The organism is Vibrio sp. Isolate25, from assembly GCF_022398025.1.
Lineage (GTDB): Bacteria > Pseudomonadota > Gammaproteobacteria > Enterobacterales > Vibrionaceae > Vibrio > Vibrio coralliilyticus_A.
This window is the reverse complement of the sequence record NZ_JAKEUT010000002.1, coordinates 191,548-210,608: the sequence shown is the minus strand read 5'-3', so window position 1 is coordinate 210,608 and position 19,061 is coordinate 191,548. Positions and strand designations below refer to the sequence as shown.

The window sequence follows — 19,061 nt, the reverse complement described above, 5'->3', positions numbered from 1 at the left end:
TTGGCGCTCTTCTCTTATCTGAGGGTTAGATGGTAAAAACTTGATAATCTTTTAGCTGTGGAATTTTCTTATGCAATTCCTGCTCTTGCTCTGCCATGCTGTCAAGCGAATCACAAAACTCTTGGCTCTGTTTCTCTATATCCACTGAGTGCGCCTCCAGTCTCTTTGCAATGCGCTCTTTCAGCTCGCTCATAGTATCAGCCATCTCAGTCAGGTTCAGGCCACCTTCCGCCTGCATCTTTTCAGACATCGCATTAAATGCACTGGTGATAAACTCTTCATTAAAGAGTTTCTTTGCACTTTCAAAGTCTTCCGTCCAAGTTTCGCGCAGTGAAGCAAAACTGTCTGCTGGCAAAATTAAATCACCATTCTGGTAATAACGAGCTTCAATATCAGCGTAAAACTGCTGCATAGAAGCTTTGACGCTATCAAACGCCTCGGGGGCGTCGAAGCTTTGACCAACATCATCAATAATATCATTAGCCAGCGCTAAACCATCTTGAGCTATTTGTTTTGCTCGTGGTAGATAATCGTTCAAATTACTGCGATAGTCGGCAATAGCTTGCTGCTGAGAAGCATCAAGAGGGATCTCTTCACCATGAATGGTTAGGGTGTTTTCGGCATCGACAATCGCCGTATCACCGCCTTTCTGGTGGATTTCCAATGTTTTGTCATTAAGACGAATATCATTCTTCAAATCGACATTACATTGAGCAGCATACGCCTGACTCGCCACCAGTAACGAGATAGTAAATAGTCCGTATTTCATTTTAATCTCACCGTATTGACTCTGGGTTACCCTAACAAAAACTCACCCTAGTTGCGTCAAATTATTGTTTCTATCTCATAGCAAAAAGTGGTATTTCCCACTTGATACTCGACATCATCGCCCAACGACTTTCCTTTTAGAGCTCGACCGAGGGGAGAGTCAAAAGTCACTAACATGACTTCCTGATGTTGATGCTCTACCTTCAAGCCCCCAGCGCATGGAACAACAAAGAACCAACGACCGTTATCATCTAGATCAACAAGGCAAACTAACGTCCCCAATCCGACATATTCCGGCTGTACTGGTAACTGTAGACCTGACATCACACTCAACTCTCGCTCACACTCCTGAACACGCATTGCCTGTCCATGAGCGAGGTAAGACGCTTCCAATGCCAGCGTATCGTATTTATGTTCGGGCACAGTTTCTTCATTGGTCGCTGACTCTATCGCTCGCTGGGTTGAGCTCAGAGCAACTTCAAGGGATTGTTGCATGGCAAGCCATATGGTTTGCAGTAGCTCCGATTTATTCATACTAAAATCATGTTCCTTCCAGTCTAATGCCTCTAGAATACTACGTCAGACATTCTCGTCATACTGGTAACAGGCAAATGCAGACATCAGGCAACCAAGAAATCATCGACTCGACTCTACGTTCCACATTTGGTTTTGAACAGCTCAGAGATGGGCAATATACCGTGATAGACAAAGTCCTTAGTGGTCGATCCTGCGCGGCTATTTTCCCAACAGGTTCAGGAAAGTCATTATGCTATCAGCTGTCTGCCTTGTGCTTACCTCACCTGACTTTGGTCATTTCTCCACTGTTAGCGCTAATGAAAGATCAACTCGAATTTTTGCATAACAAGGGGATCTCGGCGGCGTCTCTTAACTCAAACCAAAGCCGAGAAGAAACGCAGAGTATCATGACAAAAGTGCGAAATGGGGAGATTAAGATCCTTATGGTGTCAGTCGAGCGACTAAAAAACGAACGATTTCGTCACTTTTTGTCTCAGCTAAGCATTTCACAATTGGTAGTCGATGAGGCGCACTGTATCTCAGAATGGGGTCACAACTTTCGCCCTGACTACTTAAAGTTACCTCAATTTCAAAAAGAGCTAGCCATCCCTCAAGTATTACTTCTGACCGCCACAGCCACGCAGGCTGTCCTCGATGACATGGGTAAAAAATTCAACATCGCACCTGAGGACATTACGGTAACAGGGTTTTATCGCCCTAACTTAGATATTTCTGTTATCCCATGTAGTGAAGAAGAAAAAGACCAAACATTACTATCCATTTTCTGCGAAGCACAATCTTTACCCACCATCGTCTACGTGACTCAACAAAACAGTGCTGAGCGTATTGCTAACCTACTCGCTGAGAAAGGTATTAAGGCTATGGCGTACCATGCAGGGCTAGACAGTAATAGCAGAGAACGTATCCAGCAAGACTTTATGGCCGGCCACACAGAGTGTATTGCCGCCACAATTGCATTTGGAATGGGAGTAGATAAATCTGATATCCGCCGCGTTATTCACTTTGATCTACCCAAATCAATAGAGAACTATGCACAAGAAATCGGGCGAGCAGGACGAGACGGTAAATCCTCACAGTGCATTCTCCTCGCCAATGAAGATGGCGTGTCGACTCTGGAAAACTTTGTTTATGGTGACACACCAGAACACACAGAGATCCACAACGTCATCCAACAAGCCATTTCGTCTGCACCGAACTGGGAAGTGGTGATATCTCGCTTATCTTCAGAGAGCAACATTCGCCAACTACCACTAAAAACCTTGCTGGTGTATATGGAAATGGCAAACATCATCACGGCACAATACAGTTATTTTGCCGACTATCGCTTTAAATTCATTATGACCAAGCAAGACATCATTGCTCGTTTTGAGGGAGAGAGACGCCAGTTTACCAAGGCTTTGTTCAACTGTTCAATTCAAGCGAGAACTTGGTACCAAGTCGACTTTGAGGCATTATGGCAAAGCTACAATGGAGAACGCGCTCGTGCAGTCGCCGCATTGGATTATTTCCACCAAAACGGATGGATTGAGCTTGAAAGTAAATTGATGACGGAAGTTTATCGTGTCAACTCGCTCGAACAGTCGTTAGAACAAATAAGTGAACAGCTTTTCAATTTGTTTAAAGCAAAAGAAACCAGTGACGTTGAGCGTATCCATAACCTGTTAAGTTTATTTAAATCTGAATCCTGTTTAAGTCACGCTTTAGCCAGCTATTTCTCTGATAATCAAGCTCCACATAAGTGTGGGCATTGCAGCGTATGCAGAAAAGAGCACCAAGAATGGCCAGCCAGTATTAGACCTAAGATCAAAAGTCAGGACATCACCAACTGGTTAAAGCCTTTACAACAAAAATCATCGTCCACATTATCTGATAACCTCAAAGCGAAATTTCTATGTGGTATCGCCACACCTTGGTTTACAAAAATCAAAGCTCGCAATATGGAAGGGTTTGGCCAACTTTCCTCTCACCCTTATCAACAGGTCATGGACGCAATCTCTAGCTATAACAAATAACCATCAGAAGAAACTCAACTGTTTGCTCTGTTCCTCGGGCTTAAGCATCACGTTTAAGCCCAGTAAGCGAATCTCGCGACCGTTTTGGCGCTTAAGAATGTCACGTAATAACTCTTTGAAATAGTTCAACTCTAACTCGGGATGAATATGTTCAATCGTGGTCAGCTGAAAGTCAGCAAATTTGAGTTTAATCCCTTGCTTAATAATCGCCTTTTCGGGTGAGGCTTTGGTCAATCGTGTTTCCAGCTCTGGAAACAGTTTATTTTCAATCACTTGCCAACACTCGTCGTAAGTAATGATATTCTCGCTAAAAGTCCGCTCGACACCAACGGATTTACGCTCTCGCTCGACCACCACCTCACGTTGATCAATACCATGGCTCTTTTTCCACAAAGACGCCCCTAAGCGACCAAAACGTAATAAAAGCTCTCGATAATCACCGTTTTTAATGTCTTTACAAGTATAAAAACCCGCTTGATGCAGTTTCTCGACACTTACCTTCCCTACTCCGGGAATTTTTTCCAACGGCAGTTTGTCAACTTCCTGCTGAACTTTATCCGGTGGAATGACATACTGACCATTAGGTTTATTCATATCCGATGCCACCTTGGCCAGAAATTTTACCGGAGCCACTCCTGCTGACGCAGTCAACTGAAGCTCATTAAAGATATCGCGGCGAATGGCTTCTGCAATCAAAGTCGCCGACCCGTGGCATTGCATTGAATCCGTCACATCCAAGAACGCCTCATCCAAAGACAAAGGCTCAATGATCTCGGTATAGCGAGAGAAAATCTCTCGGATATGCTGAGAAGCCTGTTTATATACCTGCATCCTTCCCGGAACAACTAATAAATGCGGGCACAGCTTTAATGCTTGCCCTGTCGGCATGGCACTGCGTACACCAAACTTTCTCGCTTCATAGTTGCAAGTACTCAGAACACCACGTTGTTTCTCATGCCCCCCCACGGCTAAAGGATACCCTTGATAGCTAGGGTTATCACGCATTTCCACTGCGGCATAGAAGCAGTCCATATCAACATGGATGATCTTTCTTACTTTTTCAGCGACCATAGAAAAACGCCAACACTGTACATAAAAACAGTATAAACAATTATTAGATCAATCACCAACCTCTAAAATGAAAGAAGCACTTTTCCTTTTCTATAATAGAAGTATCAATATATACCGTTATGCTTAATTCATACACTGCGATAAAAAGGGAAACAGGTGAGCCATAAAGTGTTAGTTGTCGAAGACAGTCGTGCTTATCGCAACTATTTAACCCAGCAGCTGAGCGCCATAGGTTGTGATGTCATCGGATGTAAATCCTACGCAGAGACTCAGCAAGCACTAGATGAACATCGCAGTTTTCATTTTGCCGTACTCGATTACTGCTTACCAGACGCACAAGATGGCGAAGTAATCGATCTTGTCCTAGACAATCAGCAAAAGGTTATCGTATTAACCGCCACCTTTAACGAGAGTGTTCGTGAGCGTTTTATCGCTAAAGGCGTGATGGATTACCTGCTAAAGGACAGCATGGCGTCGGTTTCCTATCTTCTCCCACTTGCTAACCGTCTAATGAATAACATTCATCATCATGCGTTAGTCGTGGACGACTCCCTCACCGTGCGAAGACATGTAACACAGCTACTTGAGCATCAATACATACGCACAACTCAAGCACAAAATGGATCAGAAGCGCTACATAAGCTCGCAGAAACACCCGATATCACTTTCATCATTACTGACCATGATATGCCCAGTAAAGACGGCATCATAATGACGCGAGAGATCAGGCAAATGTACGACAAAAACAGCTTGGCGATTCTCGGTTTATCTGGGAGTGAAGATAGAACCTTAACCGCAAGGTTTCTTAAAGCTGGAGCTAATGATTTTTTGCATAAGCCATTTAATCAGGAAGAATTCTTCTGCCGAGTAAACCAGTTGCTGGATATGAAGGAAGCGACTGATGAGCTGTATAAGCTTGCGAATCAAGATACTTTAACGGGTCTATGGAATAGACGCTTTTTGTTTAGTCAATCCTGTACTGAAGGGAGTGCTAGATATATAGCCATGATTGACATTGACCATTTCAAAGCGGTTAATGATACCTATGGTCACGATGGTGGTGATGCCGCCTTGAAAAGCATTGCACACACCCTAAAGGCTTATTTTCCACAAGATGTCGTAGTTCGATTTGGTGGGGAAGAGTTCTGCGTTCAGTCGTATTCCACTTTGGATGAGTTTATAACTCGGCTGGAAAAAATGCGCCAAAGCATTGAACAGTCCATTATTCAGCATAATGGACAGGACATTACGTTGACTATCAGTATCGGGCTATGCAGTGTAGAAGGAACGTTAGAACAGCAAATAAAGATCGCTGATGACTGTCTGTATGTCGCCAAAAGACAAGGGCGAAATCAGATCATAGCCACAGAATGATCAAGCCCGGAGCGCACTCCGGGCTTCGCGTCTCTAGGCAATACGGTCTTTTTCCCATGCTGCCAGCTTTTCCTCACGAGCAGCGAGCTTTTCTGCTCTCACGGCTTCACGAGCTTCGCGTTTTTTACGCGCATCACAGGGTTCAGGACAGTTACACACCTTATCGACTCCAACCGCACCTAAACCGCCACAACTGCCTTTCACCACTTTTTTCTGGAAAATATAGCCAACAGACATGGCTGCGATCACGGCAACGAAAATGCCGAAAGTAATCAGAAATGTACTCATAATGACATGCTCACTCGGTATTATTTGTTCATAAATGGCTTATACGCTTCCGATGCCATTTCTTTAAATCCATCTTTGGTTTTCACGATCATAAATACAGGGATATTATTCTCGTTGGCTATCTTCATTCCCTGCTCTTCACCAAGAACCATCAAGCCTGTAGCCAAACCATCAGCAGTCATCGAAGATTCGTCCAGTACAGTCACAGAGACGACTTTATGACGGATAGGTTTGCCCGTTTTAGGGTTGATGATATGCGAATAACGTACACCATCACGCTCAAAATAGATACGGTAATCACCTGACGTGGCAATCGCCATATCGCCTGGTTCAATAATCTCTTGCACCGCTCGCTCATCAGCAGAAGGTTTTTCTATCGCAATGCGCCATTTCACCCCTTCTCGATTTACCCCTTTAAGTCGCATTTCACCACCGACTTCAACCATATAATTTTGAATACCCTGTGATTGAATATAGTCAGCAACGACATCAACCCCCCAACCTTTAGCAATGGTTGATAGGTCAACGTACAAGTCAGGAATATCTTTAGTGAGAGTATTCCCTTCAACCGTTAAATGTTGAATCCCTGTATTAGCTTTACGCGCAGCCAACTCTTCATCAGTAGGTACCACTTCAGGACGAGCTTCGGGGCCAAATCCCCATAAGTTGACTAATGGACCAACAGTGACGTCAAGCGCACCTAAAGTAAGACCGTTTAAACGGATCGCTTCTTTCACCACCGTGGCTGTTTGAGGCGATACTGTAAATGGCTCTGAAGTACGATCTTGATTAAAACGACTCAACTCAGAATCAGGCCGGTAGGTCGACATTTGCTCGTTCACTTCCTCAAGTAAACGGTCGACCTCTGTCTGCAGTGCTTGCGGTGAAGGCACGCCTTCCTCTGAAATGTACTTAATATTGTAAGTCGTGCCCATTGTAGGACCACTGAGATGAACTTGCTCAACGGGCTTTTCACAGCCAGCAAGCACTAAAAGAGAAGCAAATACAACAAGCCACTTTTTCACTTGTTTGACTCCTTATAAGAGAAACGGAAATAGCGCATGACTCTGTTTAAGAGCGCATCGACTATGGCCATTTAAAAAACTTTTAGCAGGAAAAAACAATGGCTGACTCTTGCGAGCCAGCCATATATTTCAATCACTTAGGGGTTAACCACCAAAGTCATCGAGTAGGATGTTTTCATCCTCAACACCAAGATCTTTTAGCATGCCGATAACAGCAGCGTTCATCATCGGTGGACCACACATGTAGTACTCACAATCTTCAGGCGCTTCGTGATCCTTCAGATAGTTTTCGTACAATACGTTGTGAATGAAACCGGTATAGCCATCCCAGTTATCTTCTGGCATAGGATCCGATAGAGCACAATGCCATACGAAGTTATCGTTCTCTTCTTGAAGCATATCGAAATCTTCTACATAGAACATTTCACGCTTAGAACGGGCACCGTACCAGAAAGACATCTTACGAGAAGACTTCAGACGCTTAAGCTGATCGAAGATATGAGAACGCATCGGCGCCATACCTGCACCACCACCAACGAAAACCATTTCGTTGTCAGTGTCTTTCGCGAAGAACTCACCGAATGGACCAGAAATCGTACACTTATCACCTTCTTTCAAAGACCAAATGTACGAAGACATAATACCAGGTGGTACGTCTGGGTTATTTGGCGGCGGCGTAGCGATACGGACGTTCAGCATGATAATGCCTTCTTCTTCCGGGTAGTTCGCCATAGAGTACGCTCGGATCGTCTCTTCATTGACCTTAGACTCATAACGGAACAGGTTGAACTTGTCCCAGTCTTCACGGTATTCCTCAGGGATATCGTAGTCAGCGTATTTCACGTGGTGAACTGGCGCTTCAATCTGGATGTAACCACCAGCACGGAAAGGTACTGATTCACCATCTGGGATTTGTAGCTTAAGTTCTTTGATGAATGTCGCCTTGTTATCATTAGAGATAACCGTACATTCCCACTTTTTAACGCCGAAGATTTCTTCAGGAAGCTCGATGTCCATGTCAGTTTTCATCGCAACCTGACACGCTAGACGCTCACCTTCACGCGCTTCACCTTTAGTAATATGGTCAAGCTCGGTAGGTAGAATGTCACCACCACCTGATTTAACTTTTACGCGACACTGGCCACATGAGCCACCGCCACCACAAGCAGAAGATACGAATACGCCAGCACCAGCTAGAGCACTCAGCAGCTTACCGCCCGGTTGTGTAACGATCGCCAGATTAGGGTCGTCGTTCACAGAAATTGTAATGTCACCTGTTGGTACAAGCTTAGACTTAGCGAAAAGAATCACTAGTACTAGCGCAAGTACGATCAGAGTAAACATCACTACACCAAGAATAATGTCCATTGACTATTCCTTAATTGTTGCGGTTTACCCGACTTACAGTTGAACACCAGAGAAAGACATAAAGCCCAACGCCATAAGACCTACAGTGATGAACGTGATACCAAGACCACGTAGTCCCGGAGGCACGTCTGAGTACTTCATCTTCTCACGGATACCTGCAAGAGCAACGATAGCCAGCATCCAGCCCACGCCAGAGCCAAAGCCGTAAACGACTGATTCAGCAAAGCTGTAGTCACGTTGCACCATGAAAGATACACCACCGAAGATCGCACAGTTTACTGTGATCAGCGGTAGGAAGATGCCTAACGCGTTGTACAGAGGAGGGAAGAAGCGGTCAAGGACCATTTCTAGGATCTGTACAAGTGCCGCAATGACACCGATAAAGGTGATGAAGTTTAGGAAGCTAAGATCAACACCTTCAAGCAAAGCGTTTTCTCTCAGAACCAGGTTGTATACCAAGTTGTTCACAGGTACTGCGATAGTCAGTACCACAACAACAGCAACACCAAGGCCGAAAGACGTCTTAACTTTCTTAGATACCGCAAGGAATGTACACATACCTAAGAAGAAAGACAGAGCCATGTTTTCGATGAAAATCGATTTAACTAATAGACTAATGTAATGTTCCATGACGTCCTTACTCCTTCGCTTCTACTTGCTCTGGTTTCAGAATACGGATTGCCCAGATTAGGAAGCCGATTAGGAAGAATGCAGATGGTGCAAGCAGCATCAAACCGTTAGGCTGATACCAACCACCATTGCTCACTAGAGGTAGAACTTCTAGGCCAAACAGTTTGCCGGAGCCAAACAGTTCGCGGAAGAAACCCACAGTGATAAGAACGAAACCGTAACCAAGACCGTTACCAATACCATCAATAAGAGACGGCATAGGCGCTGATTTCATAGCGAATGCTTCAGCACGACCCATTACGATACAGTTCGTAATGATCAGACCTACGAATACCGATAACTGCTTAGAGATATCGTATAGGTATGCTTTTAGCACTTGGTCTACCACAATTACTAGAGATGCGATGATCGCCATCTGAACGATGATACGCACACTGTTAGGAATGTGGTTACGGATTAGAGAAACAGAGAAGTTAGACAAGGCCGTAACGAATGTTACTGCCAGCGTCATAACAAATGCTGTCTCTAGTTTAGTTGTTACTGCCAATGCAGAACAGACACCAAGAACCTGAAGCGCAATCGGGTTGTTATCCAACACCGGCGCTAAAATGCTCTTTTTAATGTTTTGTGCGCTAGACATTAGTTCAGACCTCCGTCACGAACTTTTGCTAGGAACGGACCAAAGCCCATATCGCCTAACCAGAAGTCGAATGTACCTTGAACACCGTTACCAGTTAGTGTTGCACCTGAAAGGCCATCGATACCATGCTCTGAACCTTCTGGAGCGCCACCTTTAACAATCTTAATTGCTGGCTTATGGTTGTCGTCAAACAGTTTCTTGTCGACCCACTGAGCACGCCATGAAGGGTTCTCAACTTCACCACCCAGTCCTGGCGTCTCACCTTGCTCGTAGTAAGTGATACCTGACACTGTGTTGCCGTCAGTTTCAACCGCAACGAATGCGTACATCATAGACCATAGACCGGTACCGTGTACTGGAAGGATGATCTTAGAAACGGCATCGCCTTCTTTCACTAGGTAAACAACACCAGTGTTAGCTCGACGAATGATCTTTGCTTTGTCTTCTTCAGCCGTTAGCTTGATTGACTCAGCAGGATCTTTCGCAGCTTTACGCTGATCGTAAGTTGCTGCATCACCTTCAACAAAGTCACCAGTGTTGAAGTCGACTAAGCGAGGTTCAATGTACTCTGCAAAGAGCTCAGGTACTTTCTTACCTGCAGCATCAACACCTGCTACTTCAACGATCTTGGTTTGCTTATCTAGTACAGCGTTCGCTTTTTGTTTGTCACGTAGACCTACAGCTGCTGTTGATACGATGATTGAACAAACAAGGCTCAACCCGATAACAACACCCAGCGTCTTTTTAATGCTGTCGTTATTACTTGCCATAGCGTGCTTGTCTCCGCTTGATGTTCTTCTCGATAACTAAGTGGTCGAACAGAGGTGCAAACAGGTTCGCGAATAGAATCGCCAGCATCATACCTTCTGGGTACGCTGGGTTCACTACACGAATAAGTACACACATTACGCCGATTAACGCGCCGTACCACCATTTACCCTTATTAGTAAATGAAGCAGATACTGGGTCTGTCGCCATAAAGAACATACCGAATGCAAAACCACCTAACACTAGGTGCCAATGCCATGGCATGTTGAACATTGGATTGGTATCAGAACCGATAACGTTGAACAGCGTTGCTGTTGCAATCATACCGATCATCACACCAGCAATGATGCGCCACGATGCAATTCGCATATATACGATCATAGCTGCACCGATCATTAGAGCCAGTGTCGATACTTCACCAATTGATCCTGGGATGTTACCGATGAATGCATCCATCCAAGTGATAGGAGCGCCTGTCACTGTATTGACTAGTGCACCGTTACCACCTTGTGCCCATTGGCTAAGCGCCGTTGCACCAGAGAAACCGTCAGCTGCTGTCCAAACCACGTCACCCGAGATTTGCGCTGGGTAAGCGAAGAATAGGAAAGCACGGCCAGCCAGTGCAGGGTTAAGGAAGTTACGACCTGTACCACCGAAGATCTCTTTTGCAACCACAACACCAAAGGTAATACCTAGTGCGGCTTGCCATAGAGGAAGGGTTGGTGGAACAATCAGTGCAAATAGGATAGAAGTAACAAAGAAACCTTCATTAACTTCGTGCTTACGCACCATACAGAACAGTACTTCCCAGAAACCACCAACAATGAACACTGTTGCGTAGATAGGTAGGAAGTAGGTCGCACCTAAGATCATTTTGCTGCCGACACCTGCATCAGGGGCAATAGTGCCGCCTAACATTTCTGTCAGCCAATAATGCCAGTTACCTGCCACTATTGCTGCTAGCTGATCACCAGCATACATATGGTTAAGTGCTGCAATCGCTTGGCCACCCGCGTTGTACATACCCCAGAACATTGCTGGGAATACCGCGAACCAAACCATGATCATGATACGTTTTAAATCAACGCTATCACGAACGTGTGAGCTTTTCTTTGTAATAAGACCTGGAGTGTAGAAAACGGTTGCTACAGCTTCATACAAAGCAAACCATTTCTCATGTTTGCCACCAGGCTCAAAGTGATGCTCGATGTCTTCAAGAAACTTTTTAAGAGCCATGAAAATTACCCTTCCTTCTCGATCTTATCTAGGCACTCACGAAGTAGTTCACCGTACTCGTATTTACCAGGACAAACAAAGGTACACAATGCTACGTCTTCTTCGTCTAGTTCTAGAGCACCAAGAGCTTGAGCACTATCAGTATCACCAGCACATAGGTCACGAAGTAGCAGAGTAGGTTCCATATCTAGAGGCATTACACGTTCGTAGTTGCCGATTGGAACCATTGAACGATCACTACCGTTAGTGGTGGTTGTCATGTTGAACAACTGACCTTTAAAGATATGACCAAGGAATGAGCGAGTAACAGAGAACTTGTTTTTACCAGGCATCGCCCAGCCAAACAGCTCTTTATCACGGCCTTCACGTAATACAGAAACCTGTACGTGGTAACGACCTAGGTAAGCATGAGGTCCAGTTGCATGTGTCCCAGTAAGGACAGAACCAGAAATCACACGAACTTCACCTGGCATTAGCTCGCTGTCAGTTAAATCATCAAGACTTGCACCTTGAGTTGTACGAACCAAACGAGGGTTATTCACCACTGGACCCGCCAGAGAAACAACACGATCAGTATAAAGTTCACCTGTAAGGAACAACTTACCAAACGCAATAACGTCTTGATAGTTGATGCTCCACGCCACGTTTTCTGCATTTACTGGGTATAGGAAATGCATGTGGGTGCCAGCAAGACCTGCTGGGTGAGGGCCATCAAAAACATGCTCTTCAACATTTGACTGAGAAGAACGAGGAAGACTGGTACCAGCTTTACAAACGAAAACTTTACCGTCAGTCAGAGTTGAAAGCACATCCAAACCGGCAACGAAAGCGTCTTGCTGCTCATTGATGATCAGCTCAGGCTGGGCTGCCAACGGATTCGTATCCATTGCAGTCACAAAAATAGCCTGTGTAGAAGACTCGATTGCTGGAACCTTGCTAAACGGGCGAGTACGTAAAGCTGTCCAAAGACCAGAGTCAACCAGTTGAGTTTTAACCGCATTACGGTCAAGACTTGCTAGTTGGCTGGCTTCAAACTTATCGAACGTTACCTGTTCCTCACCTGACACTTCAATCACAACAGATTGAAGGACACGTTTGGCACCACGGTTAACCTCGATCACTTTACCGCTTGCTGGTGAAGTAAATTTGACACCAGGGTTCTTTTTATCTTCAAAAAGAACTTGGGCTTTCTTTACTTCATCGCCTACGCGAACATGCATAGTAGGACGCATGCCGACGTACTCTTCGCCAAGCAAGGCGACTTTCTTGATGGTCTTACCATCATTAATCACCTGGGTAGGAGTTCCTGCGATAGGAAGGTCCAAACCCTTCTTTATTGTAATCATACGCACTTGCACTACTTTTATCGGGAAAAAGATTCTTTGATTGCGTAACTTTTAGACACGACACTAGTGTCCGGTTTTGGCGCAGTTTAAAACACCAAAATCGCAACATCCTATTAAAAACCTCGCTACAAATTTAGTCGAGATTTATCAGGTGCGGTAGTCTATCATCTTTTTAGAAGTCTATGCCATGACCAATGAAGGGAATCAGATAGATATTTCGAAGGATTTAAGTTTAAAAGGCTAAGTATTGGTCATAAGTTTGAACCATCGCACAAACATCAATAACCACATTATCAACAACGCCTTTCAATATTCACATTACAAATCATTTCTAATTAAAACTAATTAAGCTGTGTATTTGTTTCTACATTGTTAACGTTCACCTAAATTGCAGGCGATAAAAAAGGCAGCCTATGCTACCTCTTTTCTTTTCAATTACTTGGAGCCCCCCAAGCACATCGGGCTATCCGGCGCTAATTCGTTTTGCTCTTTCCATTCATCTTGCGTGTAAGTATGAATAGATAACGCATGAATATGGTTCGCCAGCTCATCAGCAAGCACCTGATTCACTTGGCGATGACGGCCAATCAAACGCTGACCGTCAAATTTATCACTGACAATCACCACTTTAAAATGGCTTTCCGAACCCGTAGGAACGTTGTGCATATAGCTTTCATTCAGCACATTAAGATGAACGGGTGCAAAGTAGTCTTGGAGCTTGGTTTCTATCACTTCTTGCAGCATTGCGCATCACCATTGAAATATGAACAGTATTAAAAGAAAGATAATAGTCTTCTTAATAGCAAAGCTAAAGGTTTTAGTTTTCACAACCTTCACCTTCTGCGACAATTTAAACTATGAATTTGACCATGCGTTTCAACTATGAAAACTGAACTTGCGCTTCATGGGCGTACTTTAACCCTTCATCGATTCCCAAAACGACACAATGAAACCCTCCAAGCGTGGGACGCTGGCGATGAGTATCTCATTAATTATATGGAAGAATTAAACATTGGTACTGGCAAGAATATTCTCATTATCAATGATAATTTTGGCGCGCTAAGCTGCTGGTTTTCCGAACAACATCAAGTAACTATGATGAGCGATTCCTATATTGCGCATCAAGCAACACAGCAAAACCTTCAATACAATCATTGTCCGAATATTGTGTTAGAAAACACCATGGAGTTAATTCCATCAGACGTTGACTATGTTTTGATGCAAATTCCGAGAAACAATCGCCATCTAGTCTGGTTACTCAGTCAATTAAGACAATACATCCCTAACTCTGTATCTGTCATTGCGGTCAATAAAGCGAAAGAAATTCATACTTCCACACTGAAGTTATTTGAGAAATATCTCGGCACCACGACCACCTCGTTAGCATGGAAAAAGCATCGCTTGGTCTTCTCCCGAGCCAATACCCTTCACCCAGTTCCTATCGAACCATCAACCTGTTGGAGTGTCGAACAGCATGGATTTGAGTTAGAAAACTTACCGAATGTGTACTCAGGTGAAAAACTCGATCAGGGAGCGCGCTTTATGCTTGAGCATCTCCCAACAAACTTATCCGATAAGAGGGTCATCGACCTCGGTTGTGGCAACGGTGTGTTGTCCGTAAAAATGGGATTATTGAATCCACAGATCCAGATAACCTGTATTGATGAAAGTTTTATGGCGACAGAATCAGCGAGAAGAAACTTATCCAATACCCTAGGAAAAGAGCGCAATTTTCAATGCTTAACAAACAACTGTCTGGACGGTTTCACGTTTGCAAGCGCAGATTTGGTGGTGTGTAACCCTCCTTTCCATCAGCAACAAGCGATTACCGATCATATTGCATGGCAGATGTTCTGTGACACAAAGCATGTTCTCAGCAACGGTGGGCAATTATTAGTTATCGGCAACCGCCACCTCAGCTACGATGTGAAGTTATCTAAGCTATTTGGAAAACAGAACGTAAAACTCGTCGCTTCAAATAAGAAATTTGTTATTTTACAAGCGACTAAATAGTTCACTATCATGTCTCTAATACGTTTAGAGTTACGATTAAAGGAAATTACAATGAGAAAATTGGTTCTAGCCGCGTCAATGGCCTTACTTACTGCGTGTGCCGCCCCGCAACAAGATCAGCTTAACTTCATGCCTCAACCAGTTTTGAGCAATAGCGACATCGTAAAAGACGCAAGTTTCACCCTGACAAGTAAAGACGTACGTTCAGCACAATATGTGGCACTGATTGACAGTGGTCGTTCAAACATTGAACCAATTCACTCTAAGCAAAATGTACGTATTGCGATCGAGAATGCTCTGCTGGAGCAGTTCCAATCTCAAGGTTTCCGTAGCACGGTTAACAGCGAAAACTCAATAAAAGTAGAAGTCCAAGAAGCTCTCGTTTCTGTCAAACATTCTGTGATGGAAAATGAGATGGACGGTAAAGTCGTACTCGAGATCACCGCCGAAACCCCTCAAGGCAAATTAGTGAAAACCTACACAGGTACAGCTAAACGCACTGGTGCGCTGAGTGCTTCTAATGAAGAAATCGAAGTTGTACTTAACGACGTCATCAACCTAGTATTCAAAGAAATCGCAAGCGACCAAGAACTGAAAAACTACATGCAGGAGCGCTTCTAATGTGGAAAGTTGCGATAGCCTCTCTGGCTCTAGTCAGTAATCTGGTTTTTGCAGGCCCTAAAGTTGAATTCGAAACCACACTTGGCGCGTTCACCATTGAACTGAATCAAGAGAAAGCACCACTCACTGTAGAGAACTTTCTCAAATACGTTAAAGATGGCAGCTATGTCGGCACTCAGTTTCACCGCGTGATCCCAGGTTTCATGGCGCAAGGTGGCGGTTTTGATAAAGACATGAAGCAGCTATCAACTTACGCTCCAATAAAAAATGAAGCCTCTAACGGTTTGAAGAATGAAACCGCGACTGTTGCTATGGCAAGGACAAATAACCCGAACTCCGCAACACGTCAGTTTTTCATTAACTATGCCGACAACAGCTTTCTTGATTACGACCAACGCCCACCGGGCTATGCAGTTTTTGGTAAAGTCACGCAAGGCTTTGATGTTGTAAAGCAAATGTCCAAAAAACGGACTAAAACGGTCGGTCGTTACCGTGACGTGCCCGCGACGCCGATTATTGTCACCAAGGTAACCTTGCTTCCATAATCTATAAAGGCTCCAACATATCCGGTTGGAGCCTTTTCAATTCCGCTCATTTTCCATAACTTAGCAATCACTATAAAACAAACAAGGAAAGGTTTATGTCTGCCAGTTCCTCTTCTATGTCTTGGCTAGCAACCATTCGCAGTTATTTTGACAAACGCCTACTCTGGGTGTTTATGTTAGGCTGCTCTAGCGGCTTTCCATGGGTTTTGATCGGCTCTAACATGTCCGGATGGCTTAAAGACGCAGGCTTAACTCGCGCTGCTATTGGCTATTTCGGTAGTGTCTTTGTTGTCTACGCGATTAACTTCTTATGGGCGCCGCTTGTTGACCGAGTCAAGCTGCCTATTTTGCATGCTATCCTAGGCCAGCGCCGCAGTTGGATTTTCTTATGCCAGTCGCTTGTCCTAATCTGTACGCTATTTATCGCAGGTGTTGACCCATCTCAGAACTTGATGTTGACCTCTATGCTTGCGTTAGGCATCGCTATAGCATCGGCCACTCAGGATATTGCCATCGATGCTTTTCGTATCGATACCTTTCCTAAGTCTGAATCTTCTAAACTCCCCCAAGCCTCGGCGATGTCGGTTATTGGTTGGTGGACTGGCTACTCAGTACCAGGTTATTTAGCGTTTATCAACGCCGATTCAATAGGTTGGAATGGTGTCTATTACGGAATGGCGGCCGTAGTCGGTCTACTCATGATTTTCACCTTACTCGTTGGTGAACCGAAAACCCAGCGAGATGAGCTGCAAGCTCAAGCTGAGCAACGGCATAGCAGGGTCGTCAAGAATCGTATCGTTGCATGGTTTACCGTGACCGTGGCAGAGCCATTTCTCGACTTTTTCAGAAGCAATGGCTTTAGAGTTGCGCTAACACTACTGCTGTTTGTTTTTCTCTTTAAAATCGGTGAAGCCTTCTTAGGTCGTATGTCAATTACCTTTTATAAGGAGGTCGGCTTCAGTAATGAGCAAATTGGCCATTATTCGAAACTTGTCGGTTGGGGCTTAACCATTCTTTTCACCTTAATTGGCAGTATGGTTAACGTAAAGTTCGGCATTGTGCGTGGACTGATGATTGGGGGAATCGCAATGGCTTCAAGTAACTTAATGTTTGCTTGGATTGCCAAAGTAGGTCCGAGTGAACAGTTATTCCTCGCAACGTTAGTTGTCGATAACTTTACTTCTGCCTTTTCCACCGTTGCTTTTGTCTCATTCTTGACCGTAGTAACTGGTCAGGCATTTTCGGCAACCCAGTATGCCTTACTGGCTTCATTAGGCAACTTCGGCCGCACAACATTAGCCTCATTTTCTGGAGAGTTGGTTGATTATCTCAACGACTGGTCGATGTTCTTTATCCTGACCGCGTTGATGGTAATTCCGAGCTTGATCATGCTTTATTCATTGCGCCACTATTTCACAGATATGTTAAACAAGGCACAAAAAAGAGATATTCAGCCTTCGAAATCACCAAGTGTTGAGTGAAGATAAAAAAGCAGGCTTGGATGCTCCCAAGCCTGCCTTAATTACGCTTTCACTTCCCTTTACGGATACAAGCCCTTTCCAAACCTATTAAATATCCGCGCGACCCCTTGAGTAAATATCATCGGCTCAGTGAGCACCGTTAGACAAAGACAGTCCTCGCCTTGTTTTGTACATGGACTGTGCTTGATAGAAGCATCTTTGACTAAATAATCTCCAGCTTCGTAATGACCATCTTCATCACTAAACCCGCCGTGCAGAACCAAGGTAGACTCAATACCTTTATGTGTATGCTGAGGTATCTTCACGCCTTCTGAAATATACATCAAATTGACCCGCACGCTGTCACCGATATCAATCGGCGCACTAAAAACCTTGCCACCATAGCTTTTCCACTCACCGACCCTATCTCGGAAGCGTGATAGAGAAAGAGGTAGCTGGAACGTTTTGCCATTCACTTCAATGCTAGAAGGTTTCCTGATCGGCCTCGATAGGTTTGAGTCAGGGTCACTTTCTAGGATGTCGTTTAGCATAGTATCAAAGCCGTTATCGTCAAAACCGCTAAGATCCATTAAAGCTTCACCAAGTTGATTCTCTAGCTGTTGGACTTGTTTCTGACAAATGGGGCAGCTTTCCAAATGAGTAGCGACAGTAAACCCGTCGACTGCATCCAGACTGCCTTCAACATAAGCTTGTAACATAGGCTGATTCGGATGATAGCTCATAATCTTTCTACCTCTATTGAATAACGTAATTTCTCTACAGCGAGCCTTAACCGAGACTTGACGGTACCGACAGGTATGTCGTACATATCAGCAACTTGCTGATGGGGTAATTCTTCAAGATACACAGCTTGCACGACTTTTTTTTGTGCTTCTGGAAGAATATCTAAGAACTTCACAACTTGCTCTTTCAACATCTCGTGCTCTGGGGTGTAATGTTCCACCATGTCTGGCGGGCAATAATCGTTGGGCCAAATGTCTTCTGAATGAATATGAAGATCTCTTCCTCGTTGTTTCCTCAGTGTATCGAAACAAAGGTTCCTCGCTATCGTATAAATCCACGTTGATAACGAGCTTTTAGAGCCATCAAACAGATGACTTTTCTGCCACACGGTTGTCATCGTCTCCTGAACCAGTTCGACAGCCACTTGTTCATTACCCATGTGCTTGTAAGTAAATTGTTTTAACCTAGGCGCAAAGTGCTTGAAGACCAACGCATATGAGGCTTTGTCTTTTTCTTTCACTCTCTCCATACAGAGGAGCCAATCTTTTTTAACGAAAGATTCAGTGTCCTTAACTGCCATGTTCAAGTCCTTATCTGCACTTTTACTGTTTTACG

Annotated in this window: 20 protein-coding genes; 6 read left to right on the top strand and 14 right to left on the bottom strand. The window is 44.3% G+C overall.

Going from position 1 to position 19,061, the window contains the following annotated elements; genetic code table 11:
- Positions 1 to 25: 25 nt before the first annotated feature.
- Both L1D15_RS07645 and L1D15_RS07640 read right to left on the bottom strand, forming a co-directional pair.
- Positions 26 to 769 (bottom strand): YggN family protein, encoded by a 744-nt coding sequence (locus L1D15_RS07645; RefSeq protein ID WP_239875225.1) that lies wholly within the window; start codon positions 767 to 769, stop codon positions 26 to 28.
- A gap of 56 nt (positions 770 to 825) precedes the next feature.
- Complete coding sequence (locus L1D15_RS07640; RefSeq protein ID WP_239875224.1) at positions 826 to 1,302, bottom strand: GreA/GreB family elongation factor; 477 nt, start codon at positions 1,300 to 1,302, stop codon at positions 826 to 828.
- A 77-nt stretch (positions 1,303 to 1,379) separates the two neighbouring features.
- On the opposite strand from L1D15_RS07640, the gene L1D15_RS07635 reads away from it, so the two are divergent.
- Positions 1,380 to 3,317, top strand: coding sequence for a RecQ family ATP-dependent DNA helicase (locus tag L1D15_RS07635; RefSeq protein WP_239875223.1), 1,938 nt, complete (start codon positions 1,380 to 1,382; stop codon positions 3,315 to 3,317).
- Between the two features lie 3 nt (positions 3,318 to 3,320).
- On the opposite strand, the gene dinB is transcribed toward L1D15_RS07635, so the two are convergent.
- Positions 3,321 to 4,388 carry a DNA polymerase IV gene (gene dinB, locus L1D15_RS07630; protein ID WP_239875222.1) on the bottom strand — a complete coding sequence of 356 codons (1,068 nt, stop codon included), beginning with the start codon at positions 4,386 to 4,388 and terminating at the stop codon, positions 3,321 to 3,323.
- 156 nt (positions 4,389 to 4,544) lie between these two features.
- On the opposite strand from dinB, the gene L1D15_RS07625 reads away from it, so the two are divergent.
- Positions 4,545 to 5,762 carry a diguanylate cyclase gene (locus tag L1D15_RS07625; RefSeq protein WP_239865034.1) on the top strand — a complete coding sequence of 406 codons (1,218 nt, stop codon included), beginning with the start codon at positions 4,545 to 4,547 and terminating at the stop codon, positions 5,760 to 5,762.
- Between the two features lie 33 nt (positions 5,763 to 5,795).
- On the opposite strand, the gene nqrM is transcribed toward L1D15_RS07625, so the two are convergent.
- The 9 genes from nqrM to bolA all read right to left on the bottom strand — a co-directional run bounded on the left by nqrM (position 5,796) and on the right by bolA (position 13,807).
- Positions 5,796 to 6,050 (bottom strand): (Na+)-NQR maturation NqrM, encoded by a 255-nt coding sequence (nqrM, locus tag L1D15_RS07620; RefSeq protein ID WP_239837656.1) that lies wholly within the window; start codon positions 6,048 to 6,050, stop codon positions 5,796 to 5,798.
- A gap of 20 nt (positions 6,051 to 6,070) precedes the next feature.
- The gene (locus tag L1D15_RS07615; protein WP_239875221.1) at positions 6,071 to 7,075 is read right to left on the bottom strand and encodes an FAD:protein FMN transferase; all 1,005 of its coding nucleotides are present in this window, start codon (positions 7,073 to 7,075) and stop codon (positions 6,071 to 6,073) included.
- Between the two features lie 144 nt (positions 7,076 to 7,219).
- The gene (gene nqrF, locus L1D15_RS07610) at positions 7,220 to 8,443 is read right to left on the bottom strand and encodes an NADH:ubiquinone reductase (Na(+)-transporting) subunit F (RefSeq protein ID WP_239865044.1); all 1,224 of its coding nucleotides are present in this window, start codon (positions 8,441 to 8,443) and stop codon (positions 7,220 to 7,222) included.
- A 33-nt stretch (positions 8,444 to 8,476) separates the two neighbouring features.
- The gene (nqrE, locus tag L1D15_RS07605) at positions 8,477 to 9,073 is read right to left on the bottom strand and encodes an NADH:ubiquinone reductase (Na(+)-transporting) subunit E (RefSeq protein WP_239837659.1); all 597 of its coding nucleotides are present in this window, start codon (positions 9,071 to 9,073) and stop codon (positions 8,477 to 8,479) included.
- 7 nt (positions 9,074 to 9,080) lie between these two features.
- Positions 9,081 to 9,713: an NADH:ubiquinone reductase (Na(+)-transporting) subunit D gene (locus L1D15_RS07600; protein ID WP_239837660.1), complete on the bottom strand. Its 633-nt coding sequence runs from the start codon at positions 9,711 to 9,713 to the stop codon at positions 9,081 to 9,083.
- Positions 9,713 to 10,483: a Na(+)-translocating NADH-quinone reductase subunit C gene (locus L1D15_RS07595; RefSeq protein ID WP_239875220.1), complete on the bottom strand. Its 771-nt coding sequence runs from the start codon at positions 10,481 to 10,483 to the stop codon at positions 9,713 to 9,715. Before L1D15_RS07595 ends, L1D15_RS07600 begins: the two co-directional genes overlap by 1 nt.
- Positions 10,473 to 11,717 carry an NADH:ubiquinone reductase (Na(+)-transporting) subunit B gene (locus L1D15_RS07590; RefSeq protein WP_239865048.1) on the bottom strand — a complete coding sequence of 415 codons (1,245 nt, stop codon included), beginning with the start codon at positions 11,715 to 11,717 and terminating at the stop codon, positions 10,473 to 10,475. Before L1D15_RS07590 ends, L1D15_RS07595 begins: the two co-directional genes overlap by 11 nt.
- 5 nt (positions 11,718 to 11,722) lie before the next feature.
- On the bottom strand, positions 11,723 to 13,063 hold the full coding sequence (locus L1D15_RS07585) for a Na(+)-translocating NADH-quinone reductase subunit A (protein ID WP_239865050.1): 1,341 nt from the start codon (positions 13,061 to 13,063) through the stop codon (positions 11,723 to 11,725).
- A gap of 435 nt (positions 13,064 to 13,498) precedes the next feature.
- Complete coding sequence (bolA, locus tag L1D15_RS07580; RefSeq protein WP_239837664.1) at positions 13,499 to 13,807, bottom strand: transcriptional regulator BolA; 309 nt, start codon at positions 13,805 to 13,807, stop codon at positions 13,499 to 13,501.
- Positions 13,808 to 13,945: 138 nt separating this feature from the next.
- Between bolA and L1D15_RS07575 the strand changes: the two genes are divergently transcribed.
- From L1D15_RS07575 to L1D15_RS07560, 4 genes are all read left to right on the top strand, one after another.
- Positions 13,946 to 15,076, top strand: a complete 1,131-nt coding sequence (locus L1D15_RS07575) for a methyltransferase (RefSeq protein WP_239875219.1) — start codon at positions 13,946 to 13,948, stop codon at positions 15,074 to 15,076.
- Between the two features lie 51 nt (positions 15,077 to 15,127).
- Positions 15,128 to 15,697 carry a YajG family lipoprotein gene (locus tag L1D15_RS07570; protein ID WP_239865054.1) on the top strand — a complete coding sequence of 190 codons (570 nt, stop codon included), beginning with the start codon at positions 15,128 to 15,130 and terminating at the stop codon, positions 15,695 to 15,697.
- Positions 15,697 to 16,242 (top strand): peptidylprolyl isomerase, encoded by a 546-nt coding sequence (locus tag L1D15_RS07565; protein ID WP_239865056.1) that lies wholly within the window; start codon positions 15,697 to 15,699, stop codon positions 16,240 to 16,242. The genes L1D15_RS07570 and L1D15_RS07565 overlap by 1 nt, the downstream gene beginning before the upstream one ends.
- Before the next feature lie 95 nt (positions 16,243 to 16,337).
- Complete coding sequence (locus tag L1D15_RS07560; protein ID WP_239875218.1) at positions 16,338 to 17,723, top strand: MFS transporter; 1,386 nt, start codon at positions 16,338 to 16,340, stop codon at positions 17,721 to 17,723.
- 59 nt (positions 17,724 to 17,782) lie between these two features.
- Here the strand turns inward: L1D15_RS07560 and L1D15_RS07555 are convergent, their stop codons facing one another.
- Together L1D15_RS07555 and L1D15_RS07550 are read right to left on the bottom strand one after the other, a co-directional pair.
- A complete protein-coding gene (locus L1D15_RS07555) occupies positions 17,783 to 18,445 on the bottom strand; it encodes a ChrR family anti-sigma-E factor (RefSeq protein WP_239875217.1) in 663 nt (220 codons plus the stop codon).
- Positions 18,442 to 19,026, bottom strand: coding sequence for an RNA polymerase sigma factor (locus L1D15_RS07550; protein ID WP_239837670.1), 585 nt, complete (start codon positions 19,024 to 19,026; stop codon positions 18,442 to 18,444). Before L1D15_RS07550 ends, L1D15_RS07555 begins: the two co-directional genes overlap by 4 nt.
- Between the last annotated feature and the right edge of the window lie 35 nt (positions 19,027 to 19,061).

Excerpts from the sequence above, each read along its gene's own strand:
- L1D15_RS07645 (WP_239875225.1), bottom strand. The coding sequence starts at position 769 with ATGAAATACGGACTATTTACTATCTCGTTACTGGTGGCGAGTCAGGCG.
- L1D15_RS07640 (WP_239875224.1), bottom strand. The coding sequence starts at position 1,302 with ATGAATAAATCGGAGCTACTGCAAACCATATGGCTTGCCATGCAACAA.
- L1D15_RS07635 (WP_239875223.1), top strand. The coding sequence starts at position 1,380 with ATGCAGACATCAGGCAACCAAGAAATCATCGACTCGACTCTACGTTCC.
- dinB (WP_239875222.1), bottom strand. The coding sequence starts at position 4,388 with ATGGTCGCTGAAAAAGTAAGAAAGATCATCCATGTTGATATGGACTGC.
- nqrM (WP_239837656.1), bottom strand. The coding sequence starts at position 6,050 with ATGAGTACATTTCTGATTACTTTCGGCATTTTCGTTGCCGTGATCGCA.
- nqrF (WP_239865044.1), bottom strand. The coding sequence starts at position 8,443 with ATGGACATTATTCTTGGTGTAGTGATGTTTACTCTGATCGTACTTGCG.
- nqrE (WP_239837659.1), bottom strand. The coding sequence starts at position 9,073 with ATGGAACATTACATTAGTCTATTAGTTAAATCGATTTTCATCGAAAAC.
- L1D15_RS07600 (WP_239837660.1), bottom strand. The coding sequence starts at position 9,713 with ATGTCTAGCGCACAAAACATTAAAAAGAGCATTTTAGCGCCGGTGTTG.
- L1D15_RS07595 (WP_239875220.1), bottom strand. The coding sequence starts at position 10,483 with ATGGCAAGTAATAACGACAGCATTAAAAAGACGCTGGGTGTTGTTATC.
- L1D15_RS07590 (WP_239865048.1), bottom strand. The coding sequence starts at position 11,717 with ATGGCTCTTAAAAAGTTTCTTGAAGACATCGAGCATCACTTTGAGCCT.
- L1D15_RS07585 (WP_239865050.1), bottom strand. The coding sequence starts at position 13,063 with ATGATTACAATAAAGAAGGGTTTGGACCTTCCTATCGCAGGAACTCCT.
- bolA (WP_239837664.1), bottom strand. The coding sequence starts at position 13,807 with ATGCTGCAAGAAGTGATAGAAACCAAGCTCCAAGACTACTTTGCACCC.
- L1D15_RS07575 (WP_239875219.1), top strand. The coding sequence starts at position 13,946 with ATGAAAACTGAACTTGCGCTTCATGGGCGTACTTTAACCCTTCATCGA.
- L1D15_RS07570 (WP_239865054.1), top strand. The coding sequence starts at position 15,128 with ATGAGAAAATTGGTTCTAGCCGCGTCAATGGCCTTACTTACTGCGTGT.
- L1D15_RS07565 (WP_239865056.1), top strand. The coding sequence starts at position 15,697 with ATGTGGAAAGTTGCGATAGCCTCTCTGGCTCTAGTCAGTAATCTGGTT.
- L1D15_RS07560 (WP_239875218.1), top strand. The coding sequence starts at position 16,338 with ATGTCTGCCAGTTCCTCTTCTATGTCTTGGCTAGCAACCATTCGCAGT.
- L1D15_RS07555 (WP_239875217.1), bottom strand. The coding sequence starts at position 18,445 with ATGAGCTATCATCCGAATCAGCCTATGTTACAAGCTTATGTTGAAGGC.
- L1D15_RS07550 (WP_239837670.1), bottom strand. The coding sequence starts at position 19,026 with ATGGCAGTTAAGGACACTGAATCTTTCGTTAAAAAAGATTGGCTCCTC.